This is a genomic window from Paenalicyclobacillus ferrooxydans, assembly GCF_001399675.1.
Classification (GTDB): domain Bacteria; phylum Bacillota; class Bacilli; order Alicyclobacillales; family Alicyclobacillaceae; genus Alicyclobacillus_B; species Alicyclobacillus_B ferrooxydans.
The window spans coordinates 309,592-334,567 of the sequence record NZ_LJCO01000008.1 but is presented as its reverse complement, the minus strand read 5'-3'; the positions used below and the strand labels follow the sequence as shown (position 1 = coordinate 334,567).

Below are 24,976 nucleotides of genomic sequence, written 5' to 3'. Positions count from 1 at the left end.
TTCCGTTGGCTCGGTTATTGGTTCGCCGAACCGCTGGAATAGGCGAATTGAGCGCCATTTGCATCAAATGTGATGTCTACCGCGCCAAATGCAATCCCGTCATACTGATTGATTTCAGCAGCCATGATATGTGTTTCACCGGCATCTGTTACCAGCACCCTCGATGGTGGACTTGATGTTCCCCCGTTATCTGGATCCCTTGAATCATAGCCGAAGAAGCCACTTGCAAACTTCCAACTATCACCATGATTTAGGCTGTAGTAGGTATTGCTCGTTGCAATTCCGACATTGCCTACAGTGAGTTCTTCCGGAGATTTACTCGATAAACCAGGAATGTCATAGACTTCGTGCCCACCGGTATTGGTCATGGTAATGCTGTCAATGTTCCGAATGGCGTCTGCTTTTCCCAACGAAACAAAGGCTTCGGTGACTTCCTTGTTTTTGTGATATATCGGGTACGCATTGTATGGTTTGAACACTAGGTGATACGTCCCCGAGCCGTCTTTGTAGTAGCCATTGAAGAGCCGGTTCAGGTTTTCATTCAGTTGCGTCAGATCTACTGTGGACATGGAGCTTGTCGTGTTGAGGTCACGATTTAAGCCGATGATATTCGCCCATTTAGCCAAATCCCCACCGGCTTGCCATCCCATCCCGTTGTCAGGGATACCAATATACGCTTGATAAGCATGGTCAACGGTTTTCATGTCGATAGCATCTGACGAACCGAAATGTGTCGAATTGACTGGCTGGAAATACCCTTTTTCGATTGCAGCATGAACATAGGGCCAGTCACGGCCTGATACGTCATCAAAGGAATTCGTTCCACTGGAATCGAGTTGAATGTGTAATACCTGAATAAAATCTTTCACAACATCGAGTTTGGTCGTGTTCACGGCCTGAGACATTTTCCAGTTCATTCCGTCCCACGTATACTGAATACCTACACGCTTCAATACCTGCATGAGGTACCAAACGGGAGCGTAGCTGGTTACGACATTCCCGCCCGGATCCTTATAAGCAATACGCGGTGCATGTTGAACCACAGTTCCGTTTAGGGAGATTTGCATTTCACCTGTGTTCACTTTTTGAACTGCTGGAAGGCTATCTAGGTTCACGCTCATCCCTGTGGGCAATTGCAGATTCCACGTTTCCCCGTTCCAAGTGGATTGGATGTTGAGCGATTTGAGTGCCTGTATCAAGTACCAAATCGGGATCCAACTTGTCGGTTCCTGGGCCTTCGGATATTCCTTAGCCACAATGTGAGACGGATTGCTAATGTCATGCCCATTCAGGTAGATGTGCGTCGGGTACGCTTTGTAGCTCTGCCCTGCGGCTAGTGCTGTCGCGGGAAAACCCGCAGTAAGTCCAGTCAGTATGGATGTGCCTGAAACGATTGCGAGCATTGTCTTGTTCATACACTTATCCCCCTTCAACCTGATTACTTCACTGATGCGAAGTCTATCACGCCCCAATTTCTTTCATGTGCCATTTTGGTACCAATCCTTGTGGGTCACCAAGGGGGATGGGTCGTTCCCGTTACTCGGCTATTTACATGCAGGTGCACGAAGTAACTCGAAAAAATTTGTGTTCGAGAACTTTACGTTGACAAACAAAATGACCTCTTTGTCACAGGGCATTCTGCCTTGATGAAGAGGTCATATGTAAATCGCGGCGCCATCCAAGGCAGCCTTTCCCGGTTCTCACTGTCCGGAGAAACCCTTACACTGAAACAGTGGTCGTATCCGCTGCCACGTCCAGATCCATGCCTATCGTTGACTCATTGAACAAAGTATCGTTGATATGATTGTTGTCTTGAAGCTCCACTCAAAGTCGCATACAACTGCGTTGTTTCCGGTTTTTCGTGTCCAAGAATGGACTGAACAGCCACTAGTGGTGCGCCCTGGTTCAGTAACAATGTGGCCAGCGTATGTCTCATCTTGTGTGGTGAAACTCGCGTTTCAAGCCCACACCGTTTGGCAATCCGTTTGAATACGTACTGCATTTGGTGAACCGACATCCGGTAATGATTCCTAGTCGTGACAAATAAAGCCAAGTCATTGTCATTACGTTCTCGGAGATACCGTTGCACCCATATTCGAGCTATCGCACCAAAATACACTTCCCGTTCTTTATCGCCTTTTCCTAGAACCATCAGCGCTCCGCGTTGCCAATCGATTTCATTGCGGTTCACTTGCTGTATTTCCGCCAGACGGCCACCTGTCGCGAAGAAAAAGCGTGTTCCATAGTAGACTCGCAGGAATCTCGGAGAAGTCCCAGTTCCTCGATAGTCAGTGCCTTTGGAATTCTCTTGCCCTGCTTTGGCTCTTTGAGCTTCAATGTTGGATTCCGGATAACGAACTCTTCTTCCGTCAGCCAATTGAACAGGCTCTTGATGGCGCCAGGCTCTAGTATAGGTATGGTCTCTTCTTTTATACCCATTCCCCATTTCTAAACAGCGGAATAACTTTAGAGTCCTCAGTTTCTCCGTCAATATTAAGTTCTTTTGAACCTATCATGAAATCGACATGAATGAGACTGTTATTAAGCCCCTTTGCCAACTGGTCTACTTTTGACATTTCTGTGCCATTTTTAATACATGCCGGATATGCTGCACCAATTGCTAAATGACAGGATGCATTCTCATCGTATAAAATATCGTAAAAGGTTAATCCAGTCCGTGATATAGGTGAGCTATATGGTACTAAAGCCAACTCCCCAAGATAGTGAGAGCCTTCATCGGTCTCAATAATACTTTTTAACACCTCATATCCTTTTTCCGCAGTAAAATCAACAATTCTACCATTTTGGAACACTATACGAATGCCTTCAATGATATGATCGTTAAACACCACTGGTTTCGTGCTTGTAACATAGCCGTTCACCCCAGTTCGCATTGGAGCAGTGAATACCTCTTCCGTTGGTATATTCGGTATACTTTGGATTATGTTATCTGCCCTCCCAACACCCCCTTGCCATACGTGATCCCTCGGAAGTTCTATAGTTAAATCAGTAACTGGGCTTTTATAATGTAGGCGTGAAAATCGGTAACCGTTAAGATTGTCTGTTCTATACCGAAGTGAGCTAATGTGATGTTCCCAAGCTTTAAGTGGATTTTCCTGATTAACCCGAGTAATGTTAAATACAATTCCCCATAAATGTAAAAGCCGTTCCTCATAATGGAGGCCTGGGAATACTCGGTTAGCCCACTCAGGTGTGGCTACAGAAATACCACACCAACGCACCTTATGTGACATTTGCATAGCAATGAATTCAGATAGACCTTCTAGTATAGCTTGTTGGGACGCAGAATGGCGCTCAACAGGGATATCGTCCATTAACCCTGGCTGAGGGTATACGACGGTAAGGAAGGCATATCCACTTTTCGCACGCTCTAGTATTCCATTCACACGCCATTGCGGAAAGATTTTTAACTCATCCAACGGAGAATTAGATAGCCTAGCTTTTCGTACATACCCATCAGACCATTCCACATCAACTACTCTAGCCCCAGCTTGGTAAGCTTCATCTACAATAAGATGCGTAAATTCGGCCGCTTGGACAGGAGCTTGAACGAAAAGGCCTTGCTCGGGCTGTATGTTTACACCTACGCGAACAGCTAGCTTCGCGTACTCCCTTAAATTTCTTTGAAAATCCACTAATTGATTCCCCCATAAATAAGCATTATGAACATGGAACAAGCCAACCAGCTTAATATATTCGGGAATACCCCCATCTTATTACCGCTAAAGATGCTATATCAGGCAAGTTATAAACAGAATAGTGTGATAACATTAAACCACAAAGTCGCATAAGAAATGTATGATCATTCGCTCTTTGCAATATATTCATATTAGATTTATCGAACCAAACGAAGGAGAGCTTAACTTTATGAAACAACCAGTTTTAATTATGGCAATTGGTGACACTTTTATTGACAGGGATTTAGAAGATAGCCCATTTTCGGAAGTTGAGGGTATCCTCAGAAGTGGTGATTTTACTATCGCAAATAATGAGGGAGTGTATTGCGATACAACTGAGCCCGTACCCAATGCCAGTTTTCCTTTAATAAGCTCTACCGGAATGGTGAAACTACTGGATAATACAGGAATAGAGGTGGTTTCTCTAGCAAACAATCATGCATTAGACGGAGGCTATACCGGCCTCAGATCAACTTTGGAAGCACTCGCCTCAATCGGTATTAAAACGATAGGTGCTGGACAAAATCTGGAAAAAGCTCGATGTCCAGTTGAAGTTAGCCGTAAGGGGAATACATTTGGAATACTCTCTTTTACTGCAGTGTTCCCTCAAGGATATGAGGCAAGGCAGGGTCTGCCAGGAGTATCACCATTACGCACATATGACTTTTATGCTCACCCTGATGCAAAGTCCTGGAGCCCAGGAATTATTCCTCAAGTAATTACTTTAATGGATGAGCATGATTCTCAACAAATATCTGAATCCATAATGAAATTAAAGCAAAACGTCGATTATGTTATTGTTTGTGCCCACTGGGGTGATTCTACGAAGCCAAGCGTGATAACTGATTTTGAGAGAAATGCAGCTCATATGTGTATTGATTCGGGAGCAGATATAGTAATTGGCCACCATCATCATTCGCTTAGAGGTATAGAGTTTCATGATGGAAAACCGATTTTGTACGGTTTGGGTAATTTCCTTATGGATGTACCAAACGTTTCAAACAGATTGAAGATGCAGACCGAAATCGACGACACAACTATTTCTTCAATCTCCGAACAGATTGGTGACTTTGGAATTTGGGAAAGGCAAGGCTATCCCACTTATCCATATCCTCCTGAGTGTCGTTATACCGCTGTCTTTTTATTGGAGGTGAGTGACCTGGGGATACGTGTAGGAATTGCTCCTTGTATTATAGGAAACGACGGTAAGCCAAGAGCAAGTAAAAATGATTCAAATAAAGACGTGGTGGATTATTTTTTATCCTGCACAAAACAAGCTAATCTTCCACAATTGAAATTAGAACGCTCTGCCTTAGAAGGTTTTGATATTCTGTGGATTTTTGGGAGATAGGAAGTGTTGTGAATGAACTTCGTCGCAAACAAAGAGAAGCTTTTAGACTGGGCAAAGGAACACCTCCCAGGCATTAATTCCTCGTGGATTGTTACCCACCAACAACAGGCCTCAATGTATTATGCGGAATCAGATAAACGTGACGAAATTGTTGGAGCAATTGAAAGTCTGCTTTCAACGAAGAAGTGTTCCGTCCCTGCCAGAATTGGTTCATCATTATATTATCAATTCCACACAGCACTTGATAATCATCCATCCATTAAGAAATACAATATTATATCTGGTGAATCGTGTGTAATCGTAGACCCCAGAGTGTGGGATGGCGGAGACAATGCCACGTTGCATGACTATAAAGTTTCTCCAGACGAGCTTTATATTTCATATGCGGTATTTTACGGAGGCAATGACTTAACCTCTATACGTATAAAAAATATTACAACTGGCGAATATCTTCCATACGAATTAATTGGTAACGAAGACACACAAATTGAATGGTTAGGGGATTCTAGTGGGTTTTTCTATGCTACCCGAATTGAAGATAGGCATTTACTTATATTCCATGATATTAGTGCCCACTATTCTCGAATAATATGGACAGCGGAGTTTTCAGAACACGCCGTCGTGTACCCGACAATTAGTTCGGATGGCAAGTTCCTTTTAATTGAGGCGATTTTTGGCGTTACTGAGTCATCAGAATTATTTATATGTGAGTTACCCTTTACCAGTTCGTTCCGACACCTGTTTAAAGAATGTAACTCATACTTTCGCTTTATAGGCAACGTCGAAAATGAATTCTATTTTCTAACCGATTTCTATCATGAGAATGGGTCCATCATAGGGATCGGCGGAGTAGACAGTCTTGATTCTATCCGAATGGTGGTTACAGGTACTGGCGATTTGTTAGAAACAGCAGTACTGATTAACGATATAATTGCATGCTTATACTGTCATGATGCATTTCATGTATTAAGGTTAATAAATATAGCATCGGGGGAGCAAACCGAAATTGAACTTCCGGACTACGGAACTCTTGTTGACTGGTCAAGCTTCGCTGAGGAAAACGTGCTCTACTTCGCCTTTAGTTCATTCCTTAATCCTACATCCGTCTATGTTCTCCATACCAACAGTTGCTTAGTAGAACCTTTGTGGAAGGGAGAAACAATCTTTGATGCTTCAAAATTTGCAGTTGATCATGTCAAGGTGCCATCGACAAACAACGTTCTTATACCAATGTTCATTGTTCACCGAAAAGACTATTCTAATGATAAACCACAGCCGACTCTTCTGTATGGTTATGGTGGGTTTGGTGACACCATAACACCTACTTTCTCTGCTTTCGTAAGTTGCTGGTTGGAATGTGGAGGCATCTATGCATTGGCGAACGTACGTGGAGGGGGAGAAAAGGGTAAAGCATGGCACGAAGAAGGAAGGCTTCGAAAAAAGCAAAATTCCATTACGGATTTTGCGCGAGCCGCAAAATATCTCATTGACAAAGGATATACAGTTCCAAGCAAACTAGCGATTCAAGGTGAAAGTAACGGCGGACTCTTAGTTAGTGCATGTGCAGTACAAAACCCACACCTATTTGGGGCGATAGTATGCAAGTCGCCTCTTACAGACATGCTGTCGTATCACACTTACGGTATAGGAGATATGTGGATACCTGAATATGGGGACCCGAATAACAGCGAGGATTTCGAACATCTAAAGACTTACTCCCCGTTACACAACGTAAGAAAATTGGAAAAGTACCCGGCTATGTTAATAATGGCCGATATTGGTGACTCTATAGTCGATGCATCTCATGCCATAAGATTTGCGTGGACTATTTCCAACACAAACAATCCAGAGTTACTCTTACGATTGACAGATACCGTCGGGCACGGATTCAATTTACCACTCCAAACTCTGATCGATGAGTGGGCAGATATTCAAACGTTTTTATGGAACAAACTAAAAACCTGATTTTTGTGAAGCTAAAAAATCAGGTTTTTAGCCACAGTTTAATGTCGTTAGAGTGATGCAGCCACATCATTCATTAGTGAGCGTCTTCTAAAAACGACAAAGCCTATCATGAGTAAAACTATAATGCCGGAGGTAGCAAAAGTGAACAAAACATCTTGATTAAATACTGCAACGAGGAAGTAACCTAAAAATCTCATTACTGTTGTCAACAAACTTCCTACTGAAGTTATTCTTCCAAGCATTTCTCTTGGTGCCGATTCTTGAAGAGACTGATGGGAAATCAGGTTAAACCAAGGCAGCAATATTCCAATAGCGAAAGCGGACGGATATAACATCCATGCTGTTTTTCCGGCTACACTTAGCGAGATAGCTATCGCTAAGCCGCTGATACTGAGGTAGGCGATCAAACCTTTATCATTAATACGTTTAAGGTACTTTCCTGAAAACAACGATGTGAGAGTTGCACCTGCATAAATTAATGTGTATCCTCCGCCAAAGCTAAGTATATGAGCATTAGCGCCAGTTCGTAATGCGATTGGAAATCCTGCCCAAAATAATCCTAATAATAGATTAGCCATTGCTTCGGTAACATGAACTCTAACAGCCCAAGGATTCTTCAGAATCCATAGCCAGCTATCTTTCATTCGAAGATTCTTTTCAACTTTGGGGTGTTCTTGTGACCTGTGTTTGTATTTAATTACAATAGTAGTCAGCGCCGCCAATAAAAATGTACCAGAGTCAAACCAAAATGATGAAGAATTCCCCATAAGTGTGATTAATGCCGCGCCAAGGACAGGGCCAATCATGCCGGTTAGTGAATACAGAAATACAATCGCAGAGTTAGCGGACTCCAAATCCTTATTGTTCATTGTTTCTGGAATACTGGTAAAAAACGCGGGCTCAATATTTGAGCTGAATACTCCGAATAACGCTATTAAAGTTATTATCACCAAAAAGTGCTGACTGTGAAGTGAAACAACTGCAAAAATTGCCATCAATATTGTCATTGCAGTATTCGAGAATGTAAGCATAAACTTCGGGGTCCACCGGTCAATTAATGTTCCAGAAAGAGGACGGGTGATCGCTGTAGGAAGAGCACTTGCCATCTGCACAATTGCCATCGTCTGGGCAGTTCCAAATTGCGTAGCGATTAACCAATTTAAAGCCAATTGGTAACTAGAATCCCCCAACGCGGAGATAGCTTGGCCACCCCATAATAGGCGAAATTGTGGTTTTCTTAGTGCTTTGAGCAAAATCGGATCCCTCCCATCGTTTATGGAATTTGGCGTTCTTTCCAAGGCTTTATTTCCACGTGAGTTATTTCAACATGCTGGGGCTGACACAGTATCCAGTGAACTGTTTCTGCAATATCACCGGGATCCAATGGTTTATAGGGCCAATTGTTACGGTGTGAGCCATGGGTAGCAGTATATATAAAATCTGTATCTACAGACCCTGGATCTACAACTGTTACCTTAGTATTCTTTGACTCGGTACGTAACGTTTTGGAAAATGCCAGCAAACCATGTTTTGCCGCCGAGTAAATGCTCCAATCAGGCAAGAGGACGGATGAGAATATGGAACCGATAAAAATTATGTGTCCCTCTTCCATGTGCTTAATATAGGACTTTGTGAGTAATATTGTACCTGTCAAATTAGTGGAGATTTGATCCACCACGTCTTCGTCACTAATATTAAGCACTCGTCCTACACCCTTACCATGTCCTGCTGCATTCACTAGAACGTCAATTTTATTATGAGTGTTCAGAACCTCCTGAGACGTATTTTTAACCTGGATAGGATCCGCTATATCTATTTCATACGGTTCCACCGCTACTTCATGTTTGCGCATGATTTCCTTGGACATTTGTTCTAATAGCTTTTTTCTCCTAGATAACACAACAAGATTATATCCCTTCGAAGCGAGAAGTTCCGCAATACTGCGTCCTATTCCGCTACTTGCACCTGTGACTATAGCTGTTTTTGGCAAGTTAATCACCTCCCCTAAATCGAATCGTAAGGTACCGGCCAGCTATGAATTCTGTATGGCAAAGTTAAAAGCCAATCCCCAAGTTTTAGAATTACTCCTTCTGAAACCAATTCTTCTATTATTGGATTATCAACGATGTCTATGTTTCGAAGTTGTTGGGGGGTAAGACATTTATAGAAGGCTTCAAGAGTTTCAGGATCATCAATGACGAACTGGGAGGAATTATTCTCATCACGAGTATCCTTTATAATTACAAAGTCGGGTCCCTTCCTCCAGAAAAATGAGCCATAGTGATAGTTTTCAGCCCATTTTTTTACTACGGACGTATCACCATTACACGAGGATGGAGGGGTAATGTGGTATAGATTTGAAAGTTCAATGTCAGACTCTAGAATTAACCTCCAGGATACCCTCATGCCCAAAGCCATGGCATTACGTAAAAATTCTATTGCGTGTACGGTGGAACCGGGACTGTTTAAGTCGAATTTCACTGTTGCCTCGCACCTTTCAGCACCACTATCTATCATATTCGACAGTTCCTCGAAAGAGGGATATTCCTCCTTGTCAAGGTATCTAATGCGTGATAAGATTTGCATTTGCATTACCCCACAATCCTAATTCTTTGAGCGTTAGGTTTGGTTGCTAACGAAGTAAACCTTTCCCGATCACGAAATACTAGCCCTAAATTAACTTGACTATTAATCCATGAGCTAAGAAAGTCTTCTAAGCATGCCTCCTGGTGTCCAAACTGTGATATCAGTTTTTTAGACAAAGAGCTTATTGTAAGGCCGTTAAATAATTCAATGTACGCTCGAGCTAAAATAGGATTCTCAATGATGTATTCCTTTTGATTTGGCATCCGTCGATCCTCAATTAGAAGTTGGCCACCAGGAAGCGCAAAATACTCTAATGTACTTGTTGGGTAATTTTTAATCCATTTCTCCAATTCTCTTTTTAATCTGAGAGCCACTTGCTCATCGATACCTTGCCGTGTCGCGTCGAATAAATACGCCATTTCTGCCAATTCATTATCGGACAACTCATATAAATATCTATAAAACTTGGCAGCCCCTAAGTTGGTTAAACCTAATGACGAATCCTCAAAGTATGGACTAAACCGTTCAAGTGCTATACGTGTTGCCCCAGCCGGGGGGTGTAAGTGATGTAATGAAGAAATCTGGCTGATAATATCGTCATAATCAGTTTGTTCTTCACCCGGGAACCCGTACAAATAGTTCCATGACACGTCCAAATTGCTCTCCTCGCACCATCGAAGTAACTTTATATTCTGGGTACCTGTAACCCCCTTCTTCATGAGTTTTAAAACCCTGGTATTTAGACTCTCGATACCGGGCTGTATGTGAAACACTTTTGCGTCCTTGAGCATACTAACTTGCTCTTCACTAAGGTTTGATTTTACTTCATAGTGCATTCTTAAATCCCAATCATCATCACGTAACTTAGGAAGAAGAGTAGAAAAGAACTTCGTGTCAATTATGTTATCAACCATTATCACGTCAAGTGTTTGATACTTCTTAACTGCAGATTCTATAGTGGATACAAGTAATTCAGGATCTTTACTCCGAAACGCCATACTTGACCCATTTAGTCCACAAAAAGTGCACTGACTTTTTTCACCCCACCAACAGCCTCTGGCACCCTCAAAAGTAAGTTTTGGTTCAATATAACCTCGAATAGGGGATTGATTAATCATTTCGAAATAGGAATCATAGATTGGCTCGGGAACCTTCCATATGGGAACAGGGTGCTTACTCTGTTCGTTATGTACGATTTGTTTTTCCCTGTTTCTCCAACACAGTCCCATAATCTGTTCAAATCCATTTCCAGACTCAATTGCGTCTAGTAATTGTGGGAAAGTTTCTTCACCCTCGCCACGAACAACAAAGTCTATAAACGGGAAGTTTCTGTGTAACGCTAATCCTTGTTGATCGTCACAATTTCCGCCTCCGAAAACGATTGTTGTGCCTGATGAGATTTCTTTTATCCTTTTTGCCACCTGAAGTGATGCAGCATTTTGCATAAATGTGGTGGAAAATCCGACGACATCGGGTTTAGTACTTAATATTTCTCGCGATGATCTTTCGACAAATTCATTAGAAAGCTTACGGAGGTTAATCACGAGTCGGATAATGTCATTGGAAACACCTATATCAGTCAGGTATCCTATATAGTCCTTCCCACACGAAGTCCTATCTTTTTCTGCAATTCCGAAGACCCAATCTCCTGCACCATAGTAAAAAGTATTGTCGGAAATTATATTGTACTCAATTGGCGTGATATCTCCTGATGTGATTTCTAACAGGTACTCGGCCCATTTTATATTTCCGTGGTATTCTAATACCTCGTCATTTGGTCTGAGTTTAGATATAACTGTTTGTAAAATACCACAGGCTAGAGAAGGGTAATCTAAAGCTTGCCAAGGCATATTCACTAGAGAGATCTTCAACTGAATCACCTTTTTCCGGAGACTTGAGTAAGATATTACTACTCCCTTATACTTACGCTTTACTTAAAATGGGATATGTATTGACTTGATTTTATGTAATGGGGGTGAAGCAGTTGCTCCACCCGCGGTCTTACAATTCTGAATTGATTGACATCATTATGACTGTGTAATCATGTAGTGACATGTACCTGGTTTTACTCGTTTCGGAATCTTAACCTTCTTCACGCTTTCACCCCCTTTCGCGACAAAATCAGGTTTAATCTACTCCTATTCCTCAATATGAACGTCTTTTGAATTTTATCAGGAGACTGCCCTATTAATTTCCCTAACCAGTTAAAAGCCCCCGGTTGATCAATCCCCGTTAAATCATATATCCTTTTTGAGTGCTCCCTTAATTCCTGTATTTCATCATCGTTCATTCTTTCAACAGCCCATTTAAGATACTCGATGCCCATTGCCACATGCCTAGATTCATCCTGTATGACTCTTTGATATATTTCGTCTAATATAGTTCCTTGGAAAGCTCTTCTAAACATAGCGAATTCATCAGATGCTAGCCCTTCTAATAACGTATGTACTAGAAACCTCCCTGTGGGGTTTAGACCTAATAATGTGTCCAACAAATCATCCCTAGCGGGATCCGGTGGTTTTATATTTCCACCACAAAGTAGCGCAAATCTAGAAAATACTTCACAGTGCTTTGCTTCATCAGAAACTGCTGTTGCCAAACACAGTCTTGAAGGAGCATCATCAGCCTCAGTAAGCAACTTTGCGGCAACTAACATTCCTACTTCTTCCGCACTTACAGATTGACTTGCAAGGTTCCATGCGAATTCTAACTCGCTATCCTTAAACCCCCATGAATCATTCCAGGAAATGTCATGCTTAGGATTCCAGTCGTATGCTTTTCTAGCCTTTTCGTATATGTGTAGCCTATCGTCCAAGTCTTGTTGCGATATCGTATATGCACGAAACAAGTTAGACACCACCTTATATATGCAAAGTATGCAAAAGACGTAGCGATGAGGCAGATCACCAACTTCGGATAAAGTGTATGCAAAACTTTATAATTCTTTCCTTCCTTTCCCCAACATTGCTGCCCCGAACAAATCCGAATAGTGTGTGAATTAACCTTACGCCTCTACCACGTTGCTGTCAATAACTTGGCCCTTGCAAAACGGGCCTCAGCATTCTGAATTTGGGCACACGAGTAGCAGGGCTTTTGTCAGCCTCAGTCAGGCGGAAAGCTTCAGGGTCTTCAGCACTTCAACGAGCGATTGCTTTTCGAGTGCTCGCTGGTAAGACGATGTTGCCCAGATACTCGTTGCGGATGCGACGTACGACATCTCCCAGTGTCAAAATGGAACTCTGACTGCTTCACTGGTGGCTCGAGATATGCATCCACCAGGCATTGGATACTCCAGAAACGTTCGATTGCCTGAAACGATTGCACTTGGTATTGGTCAAAGCCCAGCAGGTCTTTGAAATATTGGTATCCAGTCTCGATATTCCACCTCACCAGGTAATGGCGAAGGACGGTAATGACATCCAATGCGCCATCCGTACTCAGAATGCAAAATGGTGTCTTATCGGAGTTGAATCCGCCTTCCCAGCACAGCAGAACTTTGACGCTCTCGATGTCGCTGAGTTGCCCTTCGTACTCGTATATCTGATAACGACGGTCCTCCACGGTAACGGAGTGGAGGTTCGTGCAGCGAATGTACTCGTTTGCGTAATCTGAGACTTGGATTCGTACCCCGGCTGGGTACATCGTCCGGTTAGTCTTGAAGGCAGCAATCACATGGAAACCCTTCGCATTGCATGCATCAACGAGCTTCTTGCTGGCGTACTTACTGTCGAATAAAACGTACACGAGTTCGACCGCCAAATCAATCTTGCTCTTGAATTGGAATCCGAGATCAGCACATGCCGGGTCCCGAAAATATGGGTGGAAATCCCAAACAGCCGACTTATCGCCCGAACCACGTGGGAGGTGACTAGGATATGCGACCAAACCGCCTTGCCTTCAGAGTGCAGAAAGTGGAAGTCGAGTTGCTCCATCTCGCGACCGGTCGGGTTCTTCATGCAATCTGTATCGTCGATGAGAAGAAAAACAATCGGTTCGTCCGGATGCCTTGCTTGCTCTCGGTGGATGAACCATTGAAGAAAATCGTCTGCGCTGCCGGTTGACCATATGTTGATTCCAAGGCGATTCCGAAAGGAAGCAGGTCATACAACTCAGGTCACGATTTGCCTTGGTCTGGCTTCGTATTTGCGTAACAGTCTTTCTGCCGTCACACAGGATGATGCCGTGCATAATGGCAAGAAAATGGTTCATCTGCGGACGAGAGAGTTCCAACTGGAGAAGCAAAAAGAATTAACGATATACGAATAGAACGACACTATCAAGGTGGCCAGCCCCTTTCTCGGAAATGGCCCCGTTACAGCCGATTCGACGAAAAGGAAGGTCGTCCTATTGATGTTCCGGCATTCGATAAAGGTTCTATTTGTTCATCATTCACTGATTCAATTCGACGACACCATTTTTGCAAGAGTCAAGTCAAGGAAGCCAAATATGATTTCGCCATCAACCAGTTCTCCAGTCAGCATTTCAGTGCCAACAAAGCACTGCAAGCTCTGAAGCTACTGGCGTACAAACTGTTCCTGCTATACAAAGAAGTAGCGCTGCAACCTGCAGTTCGACGGTAGACAGTCGGACGATACGAAGGCGGCTTTTACAACTACCTGGGGCTCTCGTTCGTCGCGAACGCTAACTTATTTTCCACTTCATTGAACAGCCCCCTGAGCCTGTTCAATGAACAACCGTCGAAACGGGTTAAACGAGGCTGGCATTAGCGAGCCACAGTTGGCATATGCAATATCTTTATTTCTGCTCGATCTAGGTGTTCCACCGACAACAGTTGATCCTCGTCCCAGATACGTGTAGCCGTCAATGTCGACTGAAAAATTCGGTTGGATGATATCGTGCACAGTTTCACCGCCTGTTTTGAATTGTGCTGCCCGTTAACTGAGAAACTTTGCTGCGTACAGCCTTTAAGGAAGCCGTGGTCGTGGGTCCTTGTATCCATCAACATCTAATTTGCCAGCACTAATAGTTATTTCATCGCCCGAGTTGAGAACAATGACCGTCTTAAAATAAGAGGATCTATTCCACTGTCTGTGCTCCGTACTTCTACATAGGACACATAAATGCCGCTGCCCGAAGGCTTATGTAGTGGTATGTGTACGTGAATTACGTCACGGAACAGGAGAGTGGCCTCATAATTTCCTGGATAGGTTAGCCTTACTGTAGCCGCTCACGCTGTTTGTATCCACAGTGATTGGACCTACTTCAGCATCATGGAGATATAGGTATTCCATTTCCAAACAGTTTATCCTACTAAACCTCCTGAATTCCCACCTCAACTTACTTGATTGATAGCGGTGCTTGCTCAACTAAACGCTCCAAATGCTGAAGAAGCGCACCCTGCCGAAACTGCATAAACGTCAAAAACGTGGTATATTTTTACACCGCGTTTTGGTGCATTTTTCGATTGTACGGAAATGTGTTCACCCATCCTTCCCCCCTTGTAAAACCCGGAAGTTGTTGTGCCATGTCTGTTTAATCCCCTCAATCCCTTCACTCTCATCAGCTAGATTTTCGTCTGATGCGGTATTTGCCGGCAAGCGAATTAGCCAGACAAAAAAAGTGGCACTTGCCATACACAACCAGACAAGGCCACCCAAAGTCCCACAAGTAACAATAAATAGTGCAATCTCAGCCATGGGAACCGACGTCTTGGACAATACATACACCGAGTAAAATCCCACTAGAGCCATTACGGCCAACATTTCAGCCTGTTCTTCAACGAGGATATGAACCCAATCGAGTCGGCGCAATGGCCATAGCATAACTTTCGGTATCCAATAAATAGCCAAAGCCGTCACGCCCGGAATCCACCAAGGTAAATCTCGAATTTGAATGATCAGCCAGTGCATTTTAGCATCCCTCCTTCCCTTCGACACTAACACGAAAGGATCAATCTCGTTGAGGATTTTTGATCAAAAATGTGACCCGGCATCGTTCGCCGAGTCACATTTTTAACGACCATACATGACAGCGTTACGCGCATCCTGCATGAGCGCTTGAGTACCACTCCGGTTGTTTTTGTGCAGGTCGACCGGAGGCGTGACATGAAGCCTGCCTGCGACCACTGCATCTTTTGCTTGTCGGTCAAGTATGGCTGGCCGATAGCTGGAATATGCCTGTTTATAAGCTGCTTGTACCGAGGGACTATATGAGGTCAAATTCGAAACGTGAAGCCCCGAATTCCATTGATTCTCCATCTTCATGATCGTCATTCCAGCCTGTTTCGAACTCATGGATGTAGAACTCTGCAGCGCAGATGCCAGGTTCATATGCGCAGTGCGGTAAGACTCTTCAGCAGTCGATAGTCGCGTGAACGCATTTTCTTTTGGGTCGTACAAATGGTTAATATTCGGCAACCGTGCTGCCAGAGAGTTGGTCTCCATCACCCCTCGCATGTGGTTTCGCATGGTTTGGAGTCGCTCTTGTTTCAAGTGCTGATTTGCAGCATATTTCGCGGATGCCCGAGCCACGGGCTGTGAAACGAAACCAGTGAATCGACCGTTCACCGCGTTTGCTACCGTGCCAATCGCCGGTATGGTTCTTGAAGCAATCGCTCCTGCCATGCCCCCGGAATCCGCGTAATCCTTGGCCAAGCTCTTCCCAATCAATCCAAGATTGCTGTTCGTTACAGTGCCTTTTACAGTTGACACTGTACCCCGAATAGCATCTAGCGTTCCTGAACGAACCGAATGTTTGAGTGGACCTCCGTAAAGCCCGCCCGTCTGACGCGAATTACCCTTGTTTATCGGCATGGATGATGCGTACCTCGTCTTTGTACCACCTGATTCTAGACCGAAACCGTCAGCCTGTATGGCATCCCCAAACGCCCCGAGTTGGTGATGCAACATCATGTCATCCACACCTGCCCCTGCCTGAATGGCTTGGGCGAACATCTCTGGCCGCTCCTTCACCGCCTGCTCCGCCTTGGAACGCACAGCAGGCATATTGTCCATCGCCTTGAAAATGGATTTAGCAGGTGTCCCGATAGCCTTTGCGGCACCCTTTACCGCCATCTTCCCTCCTACATCCGCTGCGTAAGCGCTCAGCCCGAGAGCGGCCATTTGACCAAGTCGTGCACCCCCATTAAACCCAACCATGGATGCTCCGAACGTATTGGCGACGACCTCAATCAATTTTCTTACGTAAACCGCCGAAGCCAAAAGACCAATGGTTCCCGCCAACGCGACAAAGATATCTTCAATCGTGAGTGACGTGCTGTTCATTGGACTGGCGACTGCACTCGCAATGCCAAAAACAATCGCCTGCCCAAGCGGTATCGCCATTTGATATATCCATTCAGTCCACCACATTTTCGCAATCGGCCTGGTGCGGTCATTGGCATGAAACGCCATGGCCAGTGGAAAGAACAACATCCAAACATACAAGAACACCTTTCGAAACTCATAAACAAGCCACACAACCAATGACAAGATGGCCTGTAGAAAATTGACCACGGAGTTCAGCAGCCCCTGACCACCGCTGGTGTTCAGCGAGGTCCACTTCATCAATGGATTCAAGGTCAGAAAGTAATCGCTTGGGTAGTAGAACAATTGCGTGATCAGAACCGCGAAATGTGGTCCAACCCACATCATCACAGCCGCGATGACGAGCCCTACACACCCGTTTTTTAACCGTTCCCGCTGAATGGCGCTGTTGGCGGCTCCAGATACCTGGATAACCAGTAAATACAGCGCCACAAGCAGAAATGTCCATCCAAACGCCCAAAAAGCAACTGCGAACGGTTGTAGGGAGGTCGTCGCTTTTGCATCCATCACATCCGCAAAACTCCCCGTTCCCCAAGCTGGTACATGAGCACTTGGAAAGAAGCCTGTTAGGATTACATTCCCCATGACGTTCCCGGTAACATTGCCACCTGAAACGATGGTGTGATCTAGCAGCATCTGTATGCCGTTCGCCAGGGCGTTAATGAGATTGGCAATGAGATTATCGAACCAATTCATCGCGTCATCACTCGATCTCGATGCAATGCCAGCTGATGTTCCGATTGAACAAACGTCGTAGAGAACAATTGTTCTTCTTCAGAGAAAGAATTCAGTACGTTATAAAACACCTCTCCTCCGGCCCACCAACGCCCCATCCCTTTTCTGTATCCAACCAAATCGTCAAACTCTCGTTCTTCCAGTCCAAAGACTTCCATCACGGCAGCCTTATCGTTTTTATCCTGTCGCAGTAGAACCTTTGTTGCCGAGTTCTGAACGATTGCCCGACCAAATTCATTATCTGCAAACTTTCGAAAATCCTGACTCGCGGCCACAGCTGCGCCAGAGCGCTTCCGAATCCGACGAAACACATCTTCAATGAACCGAGCGGTGTCCTCCAATTCCAGCATCTTTTGTGTCTCGTCAGACACGACACATTTCTTGATGTGCACATTTTTCTTAATGAATTTCTCCAGAACCCACTCAAATGTAACTTGCATACCAAGCCTACGTGCGTGGCTCTTCTCAGGCAGCGAAGAGAGGTCAAAATGAATGATTGGCGCATCGGACAGTTCTACATTGCTGTAGCAATCAAACATCCCCTCAGTTCCACCCTTTTGAAATCGTCGAAGGCGCATGACCAGTTCCTCTAAACGTGGATCCGTTTCAGCCTGCTGTTCGAGCTTTGCAAAAAAGTCGGAGAAGCAAGGCTGCTGTCTCTTAACGCGTAAAATGAGACGGTCCCCGTTCGCGTTTCGCTCCCAGCTATCTCGGCTCTCGTAGAGGGACTCGGGATCGGAGGTAAAGCGGAAGTCTTTCTCATACAGCGTTTGCAACAGCGTGTTGATGACCGCCACGTTGTACGCATCCAATCGGTCTGCAGCATGTAGATGGGCCATACTAACGATAAAGCGTTCCATTTCGGAGATTTTCTCTTTCACATCGACGAAACGATGAATCGTCCCATCTTGCAGTTTCTCTTCCTCTTCTTCCAACTCGAACGGGTTCATTCGATAAGGTGAGCGTTCATTAATCCGAATCGATGCCCCGCCAAGTGCCTTCACAACCGCCGTGTATTCTCCCTCATAATCGATAATGACAAATCGAATTCCGAATGCGGCCCCTCTCGCCACCAGTCCCTTCACCAAATAACTCTTCCCAGCGCCCGACGTCCCGATGATGATCATGTTCGAATTCGCCAGTTTCTCATGCCAAGGGTCATAGCGGTTCAGATGTCCCGAAGACCAATCGATGCCAATCGGAATGCCGTATTCGTGACTGAAGCGACTGTTCGTAAAGGGAAATGCATTCGCCAACGCACTCGATGTCATCTCTATCGGATGCCGGAGAAGATTTTCCCCAATCGGGGCTACAGACCGAAATCCGAGATCATGTTCCTGATACGCTTGCCGAATCATGAAGCCCTCAAACCCTTCTCGCTCGATCCGTTCACAGGCACTGAGAAACTCTTCGCGATTCGGTGAGCTCACAGCAAAAATGATGGTCGTGTAAAATAGCCTTTCGATACCAAGCCGCAGTTCCTCACGCTCTTTCTCTAGCAATTGATACTCCTGCTGGTAGAATGCAATGGCCTTATTCGTCCCAGCCTTTTGTTCCGCGAGAATTTCCGCTTCGAGCTTTGTCATCATTTTCGTTCGCTTGGAGATAGCGAGCGTAGAATCCGCTGGCTCCACATGAATCGAGACATGAACGTCAGCACCGATATGAAAGAAGCGATTGAGGTATCCAAAGTGAATCGTAGACGGTAACCCGGTGACGTAGTACGTCTTTGTAAACCCACTCGGCGATACATAAATTTCTGTGGAACTCACTTCAATCCCATCTGCGAGGGTCATTAGGTCATGGAATGTCGGCGTATTCTCGCCAAGAACACTTGCGTCGTCGGTGTAAACCTTTTTCGGTTGTTTCTTTCTCCTACTGAGCTTCATCAATGTCTGTCACCTCCACATCGGCGCCATCCACGCGTGGCGCGTGAACCTGGCTTGCAAACGCATCCCGATATCTTTGAGATACCGCTCGTTCCCGGTTCCAGAAGTTTTGTATCGCTTCGATACTCTCTATCGGGTCAAGAACCTCATAGGGGAGCCCCATACTGGCAATACCTGTTTCCACATAACCTTGTTCCCGCTCTAAACGCTCAATTTGAGCGCTCTCGTCCTCCCCACCGACCTTGGGTAATACACCAATGACAATCAAGTTTGAACGGTCTGTACGAGGCTTCTGCGCTTCTTCACGCAAGTAGGCTTTGAGCGCCTCTGCATACTCTGCAAACGGCCGATTCTGATACGCTCTTCCAATGTCGTTGATGGTTGCTTCAGCATGTTTCAGAAAATCCGTATAGTTCGCACGCCTCGCCTGAACGGAGAGTTGGAACGGATGGTCCAGGTATTTGAGCATCTCCTTAAATCGATCTCGTACAACTTGAATCTCTGAAAGGGACATGGAATGTAAATTCATATCCCCCACACGAATTTGTCTTCGGAAGTGCCCGTGAACCACGAGCGCACCTGATGGATGGAATCGTTCTATCGGTAGAAACGCTTGTAAAGAGGATGCCGATTTTGATCTTCTCCGTGATTTGTTGGCTTTGCGGTTCCGTTTACGAAGATCGACTGCAATGAGACTGACCAGCACAACCACTGCAACCACCGCAATGATATACAGTCTCATTTCCTTCTCCCATTTCTTTGGGCGCCCATGTTTCGATGAACCAGAATGCGATAGCCACGATCAAACAGGACAATTTTCGGCCGCATCGAAAATCGGACCCTGAGCCACATGAATTCTGCAAGCGGACGATTTCGATACGGCACCGCGGCGAACATCAGTCCGATGCCGATGCCAAAGAACATACTTACCCAGCGTGGACTGTGCAGGACCGGTAGCAAAACGGCAGCCAATCCAATCAACGGACTTGACACTGCGAGTCCAATAAAAAAGTGCGTGACATGTTTGGTGCTAATCCCCCAAATCAAGCTTTCCCCTTCCGTGAGCGGAACTGGAGAATGAACTTCAAGCATTGTGCATCATTCCTTCGACTTGAATGTCTTCCGTTACACACGGATTTTCAGTGCAAACTTGACCCGAAATTATAAAGAGCTCCCGCAATGACGCCTGCTGCTCCAAGCAACACACCTGCTACAACGACATGTACCAAATGCGCCCGAGCTTCCTCTCTCCTTTGCGCATGATTCGCACCCGCCATAAACGACATCACGGCCTTATACAGGTGAAACAGAAGCCATGCGCCTGCCACAGCGGAAACGGCCCCAAGTACCCAGCTAATGAGGGTGTTTAAAATGCTGGATACCGACCCTTGCTGACCTGACAACGGGTTGGTAACGCCACTGCTCGCTGCGTAAACCTGAATCGTCGTACACAGAGTCGACAGCATCACCCCGCCGGTGATCATCCAGCGCAATCCGAACTTTTTCATTTCAATGCCTCCTGTCCACTACGCGTGAAAATGACTATCAATCGAGACAATGACGCCGGGTAAAATCACTGCAGCGAAGAATCCCAAAATGGCGTACAGCACAATCAGGGAACCTGTTCGCTTCACACGGGCGTTATGACCAATCGCCCCTCCAATGAACACAATCAGTCCAACGAAGACGCCTACTTCTGCAAGAAAATACACCCAGGAAAAAACCTCTTGAATCACGAGTCCAAAGGACTTTGTAATGCTGGCCAGCAATCCAAACGGGTCAACCGGTTGAAATCCTAATCCCTTCATGGTCTGGTTGAGATTCAGCGGCGCGAGCGCGTCGTTTGAGGAACTCGCCACTTCCATCACACTTCTTTCCCGGACATGAGTCATCGTCAAATATGTCCGCTTTGACCGTACCGCGGATTGGCACGCACTTGGTGCCAAGTTCGTGTCATGATTTGCTACGCTTCGATGGATGAAACCAGTGAGGGGGAATCCGTGTGGACGTGCATTATCAAGCTGGAACAAGCATTCAGTACATCGACCGTATTCAACATATTTACAGCAACTTTGCGACGAACGATGAGGAACTGGCCTTCGCCAAGTCAGTGGAGGAACAGGCGGAAATGATTGAGGTCGCTGTCGATGAATCAGAGGAAACGCAGGTGACAGTATCTACTGCACAGGCGGTCTACCATTTTCGTACTTTTCGAACGGACTATATTGGTCACGCTTCTCGAACCTTGGTCGACCTCTTTGAACACTTTCGTGTATTATTGCCAATTGAATTTATCGTGGCGAATCGTGCCATGACGATTTATCTGACAGGAAACAAGGTTGTTGTCGGCGAAGCCGAATATCCAATTGAGGTAAGGGATGGTTTATACCAACTCGTTGAGCCTGTGCAGTGGATGATTTCGTCCACAGTTCTTGACGTCATTGTTCGGCTTGCGAAGGAATACCAAATTTCATATGAAGAAGTGGTTGAGAGCGCCATCCGATTGATTAGCGAGCCACAACCACCTCAACACACTTCTTTGTCTTCGACATCTCCCGAATAGCAAAGAGCGATTTATGCGTTTGCGTCATCAAGGTACTCAAACAGGGCCATCCAATCCTCCATTTTCCCGGCGTCCTGAAGAAGTTCACGCAGTGCTCCTGGTGATAGACGTTCGGTTAGGTGATAGGCGATGTGCCGGGCTACGGCTCGGCACCGCCGATACCAAGTCGACTTCCCCATATGTAATTCCATCGCACATTTGTCTGGGCTAAACTGTTTACGAAGCCATAAATCAAATACGGCTTCCATCTCTCCAGTGCCTGAAATCGCGTTCTCGACAAGATTCAATTTGTGAGAAAGTGCAATCAACTCCTGTTGAATTTCGGGTTTTGTTAATCCCCATCTTTTCATCTTGAGATAGACAAATTTCTTTCGGATGACGACATACGCCGAAGCAATCCGTTGCCCGAGTTCCAAACTTTCTGAAGCGGACATGGTCGGCCTCACTTCGAAATAAGAGCCATCTAATATGAAGAATTCGTTATTCATGATGGACACGTCATTCGCAGCTTTCGGCCGATATAACCCGCCGTCCTGATGCGAGTAAATGACAATATTCGTCGGCCCTTGTCCGATGATATCCAAAAGCGCACCGACTTGCTCAGCAAACATATCCGGTGGCGCTGCCGCCATCAATTCTCTCTGGTTGGTCAAATTGACCACCGTGTATCTGTAATAATCCATCTGCACGATGTTTCACCTCTATCCGCAGTGTGGTTTACACTTTTTAACTATCCGGAAACAGATCATAGAACGCCTTGTATCGCGGGTCTCTGGCCGGTTTGCTAGAGCGTCTCGCCTGTCTCGTGGCTGGCCTCTCGAAAGAGCCAAACACTTTGCTTCGATCTTCTTTGGTCCAGTTACGTTTGGCCGTCTCTGCATTCCAGCGGTGTTTGATGACCTCCGCACAGTACGCGAAGCTGTTAATCCTCTTCGTCGGATATTGAGCAAAGGTATGATCAATTCCAGCTAGAATGAAGCTGATTGGGATCCGATGTTCAAGCAATGTATTCAAAGCCTCGTGATCTCCCTGCTTTGCCACGTATGAGTCGTTCACATGTGCTCTCATGCGAAGTTCTACCGCCTCATACGGATCTGCAGAGTTCCCCAACTCATCAGCACCTAGTGGGGCATGGTTCTCAAAATTCACGAATGCTCTCGTAAACTCGTCTTCAGCATCGGTCAAGTCGTCTTCCAATGTCCTTGAGCCAATAGCATTATCATTAACAACAACATGATCTGTAGTAATCTCTGGTATTGCTTGCTCATCTGATACCATTCGATGGCTCACTGTGGGCGTTCCATCGCTCTCATTGGGCAGTCCATTGCTCATTTTGAGCTCCCCATTGCTCAAATCGGGCCCTCCATGGCTCACGGTGAGCATTGCATCGCTCAAATTGAGCATTGCATAGCCATCGAGTGTGTATCCGAGTGCTGCCAAATCTCGACGTACTTTAACGAAATCGATCCGATACTGCCTCGTACGATCCCATTTGTGATCAGGGTTGTTCCGACACAGTAGGTACCCCTGCTCTACCAGTGCATTAACATGTCGGTTAATCGATTGTCTCGAAATCCCCAACATCGTTTCTTCCAGTAGTTCCTCTGCCGTTTTATAAATCCAACCATTCGTTGGCTTAATGTTTAGTTCGGTTGCTTCTTGCTCCATACGTTTCTGTTCCTCGTAAATAAATCTGTCCACATCGCGTACTCGTTGACTCCAATAAACGAACTGGTTCAGAATAATGGCTCTATAGATGTCACCAGTGAGCCACACGAACTCCTCTTTGATCACAATCCTTTTTAATTCATTTGGAATGTTCATATGAAAACCCCGATTCCGCTCTGAAACCATCCGTGCCAAACGGACTAAGTGTTTAGAGCATTCCTTCAGCCGTCCCCCGGCGTAATACCAGTTCCTTCACGACTAAACGTGCAATTAAATCCTCCGCTTCATCTGGATGCGGATGAGGAACACGATTAATCCGAATCACGACTTTTTCTGCACCACCATTCGGTTGCTTTCTCAAGCTCATTTGCAGCACTCTCCCATGATTTATAAGTCGCATATTGCAACATTGATAGTCAAAAAAATTGGCTCCATTCACACCCCACTACCTGAGCGATGCGCTTTGATACCAATACGCTTGGATTCTTTACTCCACACTCAATCTCAGATAAATAATTACGAGAAATCTTGGCTCGCATGGCCAGTTGCTGTTGAGACATACGCCGTTGATGACGCATACGAATTAACCAAATACGCGGTTGCCTGTCCACAACCCTACCTCCTCTATCGCAAAATGCGACATCTGTGTTAATAGACCGATCATAGTTGCGTACAGAGACCTAGGTCAAGTATAATGACGCTATCAGCGACGCCTATTTAGAGTCGCAATATGCGACTGAAGATTGGAGGTGACATTACGATGACACTTGGCGAGAGATTGACACAAATAAGAACAGCGAAACAGCTTACTACCCAGCAGGTTGCAGATGAACTGGGGATAGCACGGTCGACTTACACAGGGTACGAGACTGAGTATCGGGAGCCAGATACCAAAACTTTGATTCGATTGGCGGAACTTTATGAGGTTTCTTTAGATTGGCTACTAACAGGAAAGAGTGGAGATGATATGCCAACGCTAGCACCGGAGGAACGCGAGTTTTTAACGTGGGTGAAAAATCATTTAACCGGCACTTTTTTTTATGACTTTAGTAAAAGCCCGACCACCCGTAAGAAAGAGATGATGCGAGGGCTAAGGATTATTTACGAACTGGAAAAGGGACGAAAACCCGGACAGAAACAAGGAGAATGAAATAGAGAGAAATAGCGGGTTTCCCCACATTCTAGAGAAACCGTATCTTTACGGTGAATACAGCGGGAATGGGGACGAATGTAAG

General features: G+C 45.3%; 25 protein-coding genes. 5 read left to right on the top strand and 20 right to left on the bottom strand.

All coding sequences use genetic code 11. The features are described from left to right. Positions 1 to 14: 14 nt before the first annotated feature. The 3 genes from AN477_RS01620 to AN477_RS01605 all read right to left on the bottom strand — a co-directional run bounded on the left by AN477_RS01620 (position 15) and on the right by AN477_RS01605 (position 3,656). On the bottom strand, positions 15 to 1,415 hold the full coding sequence (locus tag AN477_RS01620; RefSeq protein ID WP_054967425.1) for a hypothetical protein: 1,401 nt from the start codon (positions 1,413 to 1,415) through the stop codon (positions 15 to 17). Between the two features lie 362 nt (positions 1,416 to 1,777). Next, entirely contained in the window at positions 1,778 to 2,377 is a 600-nt protein-coding gene (locus AN477_RS23605) for a tyrosine-type recombinase/integrase (RefSeq protein WP_169787831.1), read from the bottom strand. A 52-nt stretch (positions 2,378 to 2,429) separates the two neighbouring features. Beyond that, a complete protein-coding gene (locus AN477_RS01605) occupies positions 2,430 to 3,656 on the bottom strand; it encodes an aminopeptidase (protein WP_169787830.1) in 1,227 nt (408 codons plus the stop codon). A gap of 232 nt (positions 3,657 to 3,888) precedes the next feature. Here AN477_RS01605 and AN477_RS01600 point away from each other — a divergent pair, with 232 nt between their 5' ends. Continuing rightward, positions 3,889 to 5,049, top strand: a complete 1,161-nt coding sequence (locus tag AN477_RS01600) for a CapA family protein (RefSeq protein WP_054967421.1) — start codon at positions 3,889 to 3,891, stop codon at positions 5,047 to 5,049. A 12-nt stretch (positions 5,050 to 5,061) separates the two neighbouring features. Then, complete coding sequence (locus tag AN477_RS01595; RefSeq protein ID WP_054967420.1) at positions 5,062 to 7,014, top strand: prolyl oligopeptidase family serine peptidase; 1,953 nt, start codon at positions 5,062 to 5,064, stop codon at positions 7,012 to 7,014. Between the two features lie 47 nt (positions 7,015 to 7,061). Here the strand turns inward: AN477_RS01595 and AN477_RS01590 are convergent, their stop codons facing one another. The 6 genes from AN477_RS01590 to AN477_RS01565 form a co-directional block, all read right to left on the bottom strand. After that, entirely contained in the window at positions 7,062 to 8,267 is a 1,206-nt protein-coding gene (locus AN477_RS01590; RefSeq protein ID WP_054967419.1) for an MFS transporter, read from the bottom strand. A gap of 20 nt (positions 8,268 to 8,287) precedes the next feature. Next, positions 8,288 to 9,004: an SDR family oxidoreductase gene (locus AN477_RS01585; RefSeq protein ID WP_054967418.1), complete on the bottom strand. Its 717-nt coding sequence runs from the start codon at positions 9,002 to 9,004 to the stop codon at positions 8,288 to 8,290. A 14-nt stretch (positions 9,005 to 9,018) separates the two neighbouring features. Next, on the bottom strand, positions 9,019 to 9,600 hold the full coding sequence (locus AN477_RS01580; protein ID WP_157061759.1) for a DUF5825 family protein: 582 nt from the start codon (positions 9,598 to 9,600) through the stop codon (positions 9,019 to 9,021). A gap of 5 nt (positions 9,601 to 9,605) precedes the next feature. Next, positions 9,606 to 11,471 carry a RiPP maturation radical SAM C-methyltransferase gene (locus AN477_RS01575; RefSeq protein ID WP_054967416.1) on the bottom strand — a complete coding sequence of 622 codons (1,866 nt, stop codon included), beginning with the start codon at positions 11,469 to 11,471 and terminating at the stop codon, positions 9,606 to 9,608. Positions 11,472 to 11,692: 221 nt separating this feature from the next. After that, complete coding sequence (locus AN477_RS01570) at positions 11,693 to 12,448, bottom strand: ferritin family protein (protein ID WP_054967415.1); 756 nt, start codon at positions 12,446 to 12,448, stop codon at positions 11,693 to 11,695. Between the two features lie 281 nt (positions 12,449 to 12,729). Next, the gene (locus AN477_RS01565; protein ID WP_169787829.1) at positions 12,730 to 13,359 is read right to left on the bottom strand and encodes a transposase; all 630 of its coding nucleotides are present in this window, start codon (positions 13,357 to 13,359) and stop codon (positions 12,730 to 12,732) included. A gap of 116 nt (positions 13,360 to 13,475) precedes the next feature. Here AN477_RS01565 and AN477_RS01560 point away from each other — a divergent pair, with 116 nt between their 5' ends. After that, positions 13,476 to 13,661 (top strand): hypothetical protein, encoded by a 186-nt coding sequence (locus AN477_RS01560; protein WP_054967413.1) that lies wholly within the window; start codon positions 13,476 to 13,478, stop codon positions 13,659 to 13,661. A gap of 1,380 nt (positions 13,662 to 15,041) precedes the next feature. Here AN477_RS01560 and AN477_RS01550 read toward each other — a convergent pair. The 7 genes from AN477_RS01550 to AN477_RS01520 form a co-directional block, all read right to left on the bottom strand. Further along, positions 15,042 to 15,470, bottom strand: coding sequence for a hypothetical protein (locus tag AN477_RS01550; RefSeq protein ID WP_054967411.1), 429 nt, complete (start codon positions 15,468 to 15,470; stop codon positions 15,042 to 15,044). Between the two features lie 102 nt (positions 15,471 to 15,572). Then, the gene (locus AN477_RS01545) at positions 15,573 to 17,582 is read right to left on the bottom strand and encodes a hypothetical protein (RefSeq protein WP_054967410.1); all 2,010 of its coding nucleotides are present in this window, start codon (positions 17,580 to 17,582) and stop codon (positions 15,573 to 15,575) included. Beyond that, on the bottom strand, positions 17,579 to 19,510 hold the full coding sequence (locus AN477_RS01540) for a VirB4 family type IV secretion system protein (protein ID WP_054967537.1): 1,932 nt from the start codon (positions 19,508 to 19,510) through the stop codon (positions 17,579 to 17,581). Before AN477_RS01540 ends, AN477_RS01545 begins: the two co-directional genes overlap by 4 nt. Further along, entirely contained in the window at positions 19,497 to 20,252 is a 756-nt protein-coding gene (locus AN477_RS01535) for a hypothetical protein (protein ID WP_054967409.1), read from the bottom strand. Before AN477_RS01535 ends, AN477_RS01540 begins: the two co-directional genes overlap by 14 nt. Beyond that, positions 20,249 to 20,602, bottom strand: coding sequence for a hypothetical protein (locus AN477_RS01530; RefSeq protein WP_054967408.1), 354 nt, complete (start codon positions 20,600 to 20,602; stop codon positions 20,249 to 20,251). The genes AN477_RS01535 and AN477_RS01530 overlap by 4 nt, the downstream gene beginning before the upstream one ends. Positions 20,603 to 20,649: 47 nt before the next feature. Beyond that, the gene (locus AN477_RS01525; RefSeq protein ID WP_054967407.1) at positions 20,650 to 21,018 is read right to left on the bottom strand and encodes a hypothetical protein; all 369 of its coding nucleotides are present in this window, start codon (positions 21,016 to 21,018) and stop codon (positions 20,650 to 20,652) included. A gap of 18 nt (positions 21,019 to 21,036) precedes the next feature. Then, a complete protein-coding gene (locus tag AN477_RS01520; protein ID WP_054967406.1) occupies positions 21,037 to 21,375 on the bottom strand; it encodes a hypothetical protein in 339 nt (112 codons plus the stop codon). A 137-nt stretch (positions 21,376 to 21,512) separates the two neighbouring features. Here AN477_RS01520 and AN477_RS01515 point away from each other — a divergent pair, with 137 nt between their 5' ends. Beyond that, a complete protein-coding gene (locus AN477_RS01515; protein WP_054967405.1) occupies positions 21,513 to 22,073 on the top strand; it encodes a hypothetical protein in 561 nt (186 codons plus the stop codon). Between the two features lie 11 nt (positions 22,074 to 22,084). Here the strand turns inward: AN477_RS01515 and AN477_RS01510 are convergent, their stop codons facing one another. The 4 genes from AN477_RS01510 to AN477_RS25780 are packed head-to-tail and all read right to left on the bottom strand — an operon-like array spanning position 22,085 to position 24,319. Continuing rightward, positions 22,085 to 22,756: a hypothetical protein gene (locus AN477_RS01510; RefSeq protein ID WP_157061758.1), complete on the bottom strand. Its 672-nt coding sequence runs from the start codon at positions 22,754 to 22,756 to the stop codon at positions 22,085 to 22,087. A gap of 43 nt (positions 22,757 to 22,799) precedes the next feature. Next, a complete protein-coding gene (locus tag AN477_RS01505) occupies positions 22,800 to 23,897 on the bottom strand; it encodes a MarR family transcriptional regulator (protein ID WP_054967403.1) in 1,098 nt (365 codons plus the stop codon). Between the two features lie 52 nt (positions 23,898 to 23,949). After that, a complete protein-coding gene (locus AN477_RS24155; RefSeq protein WP_157061757.1) occupies positions 23,950 to 24,108 on the bottom strand; it encodes a hypothetical protein in 159 nt (52 codons plus the stop codon). A 49-nt stretch (positions 24,109 to 24,157) separates the two neighbouring features. Beyond that, entirely contained in the window at positions 24,158 to 24,319 is a 162-nt protein-coding gene (locus AN477_RS25780) for a helix-turn-helix domain-containing protein (protein WP_425388110.1), read from the bottom strand. 182 nt (positions 24,320 to 24,501) lie between these two features. Here AN477_RS25780 and AN477_RS23600 point away from each other — a divergent pair, with 182 nt between their 5' ends. Continuing rightward, a complete protein-coding gene (locus tag AN477_RS23600) occupies positions 24,502 to 24,891 on the top strand; it encodes a helix-turn-helix domain-containing protein (protein WP_083485840.1) in 390 nt (129 codons plus the stop codon). Positions 24,892 to 24,976: the final 85 nt, after the last annotated feature.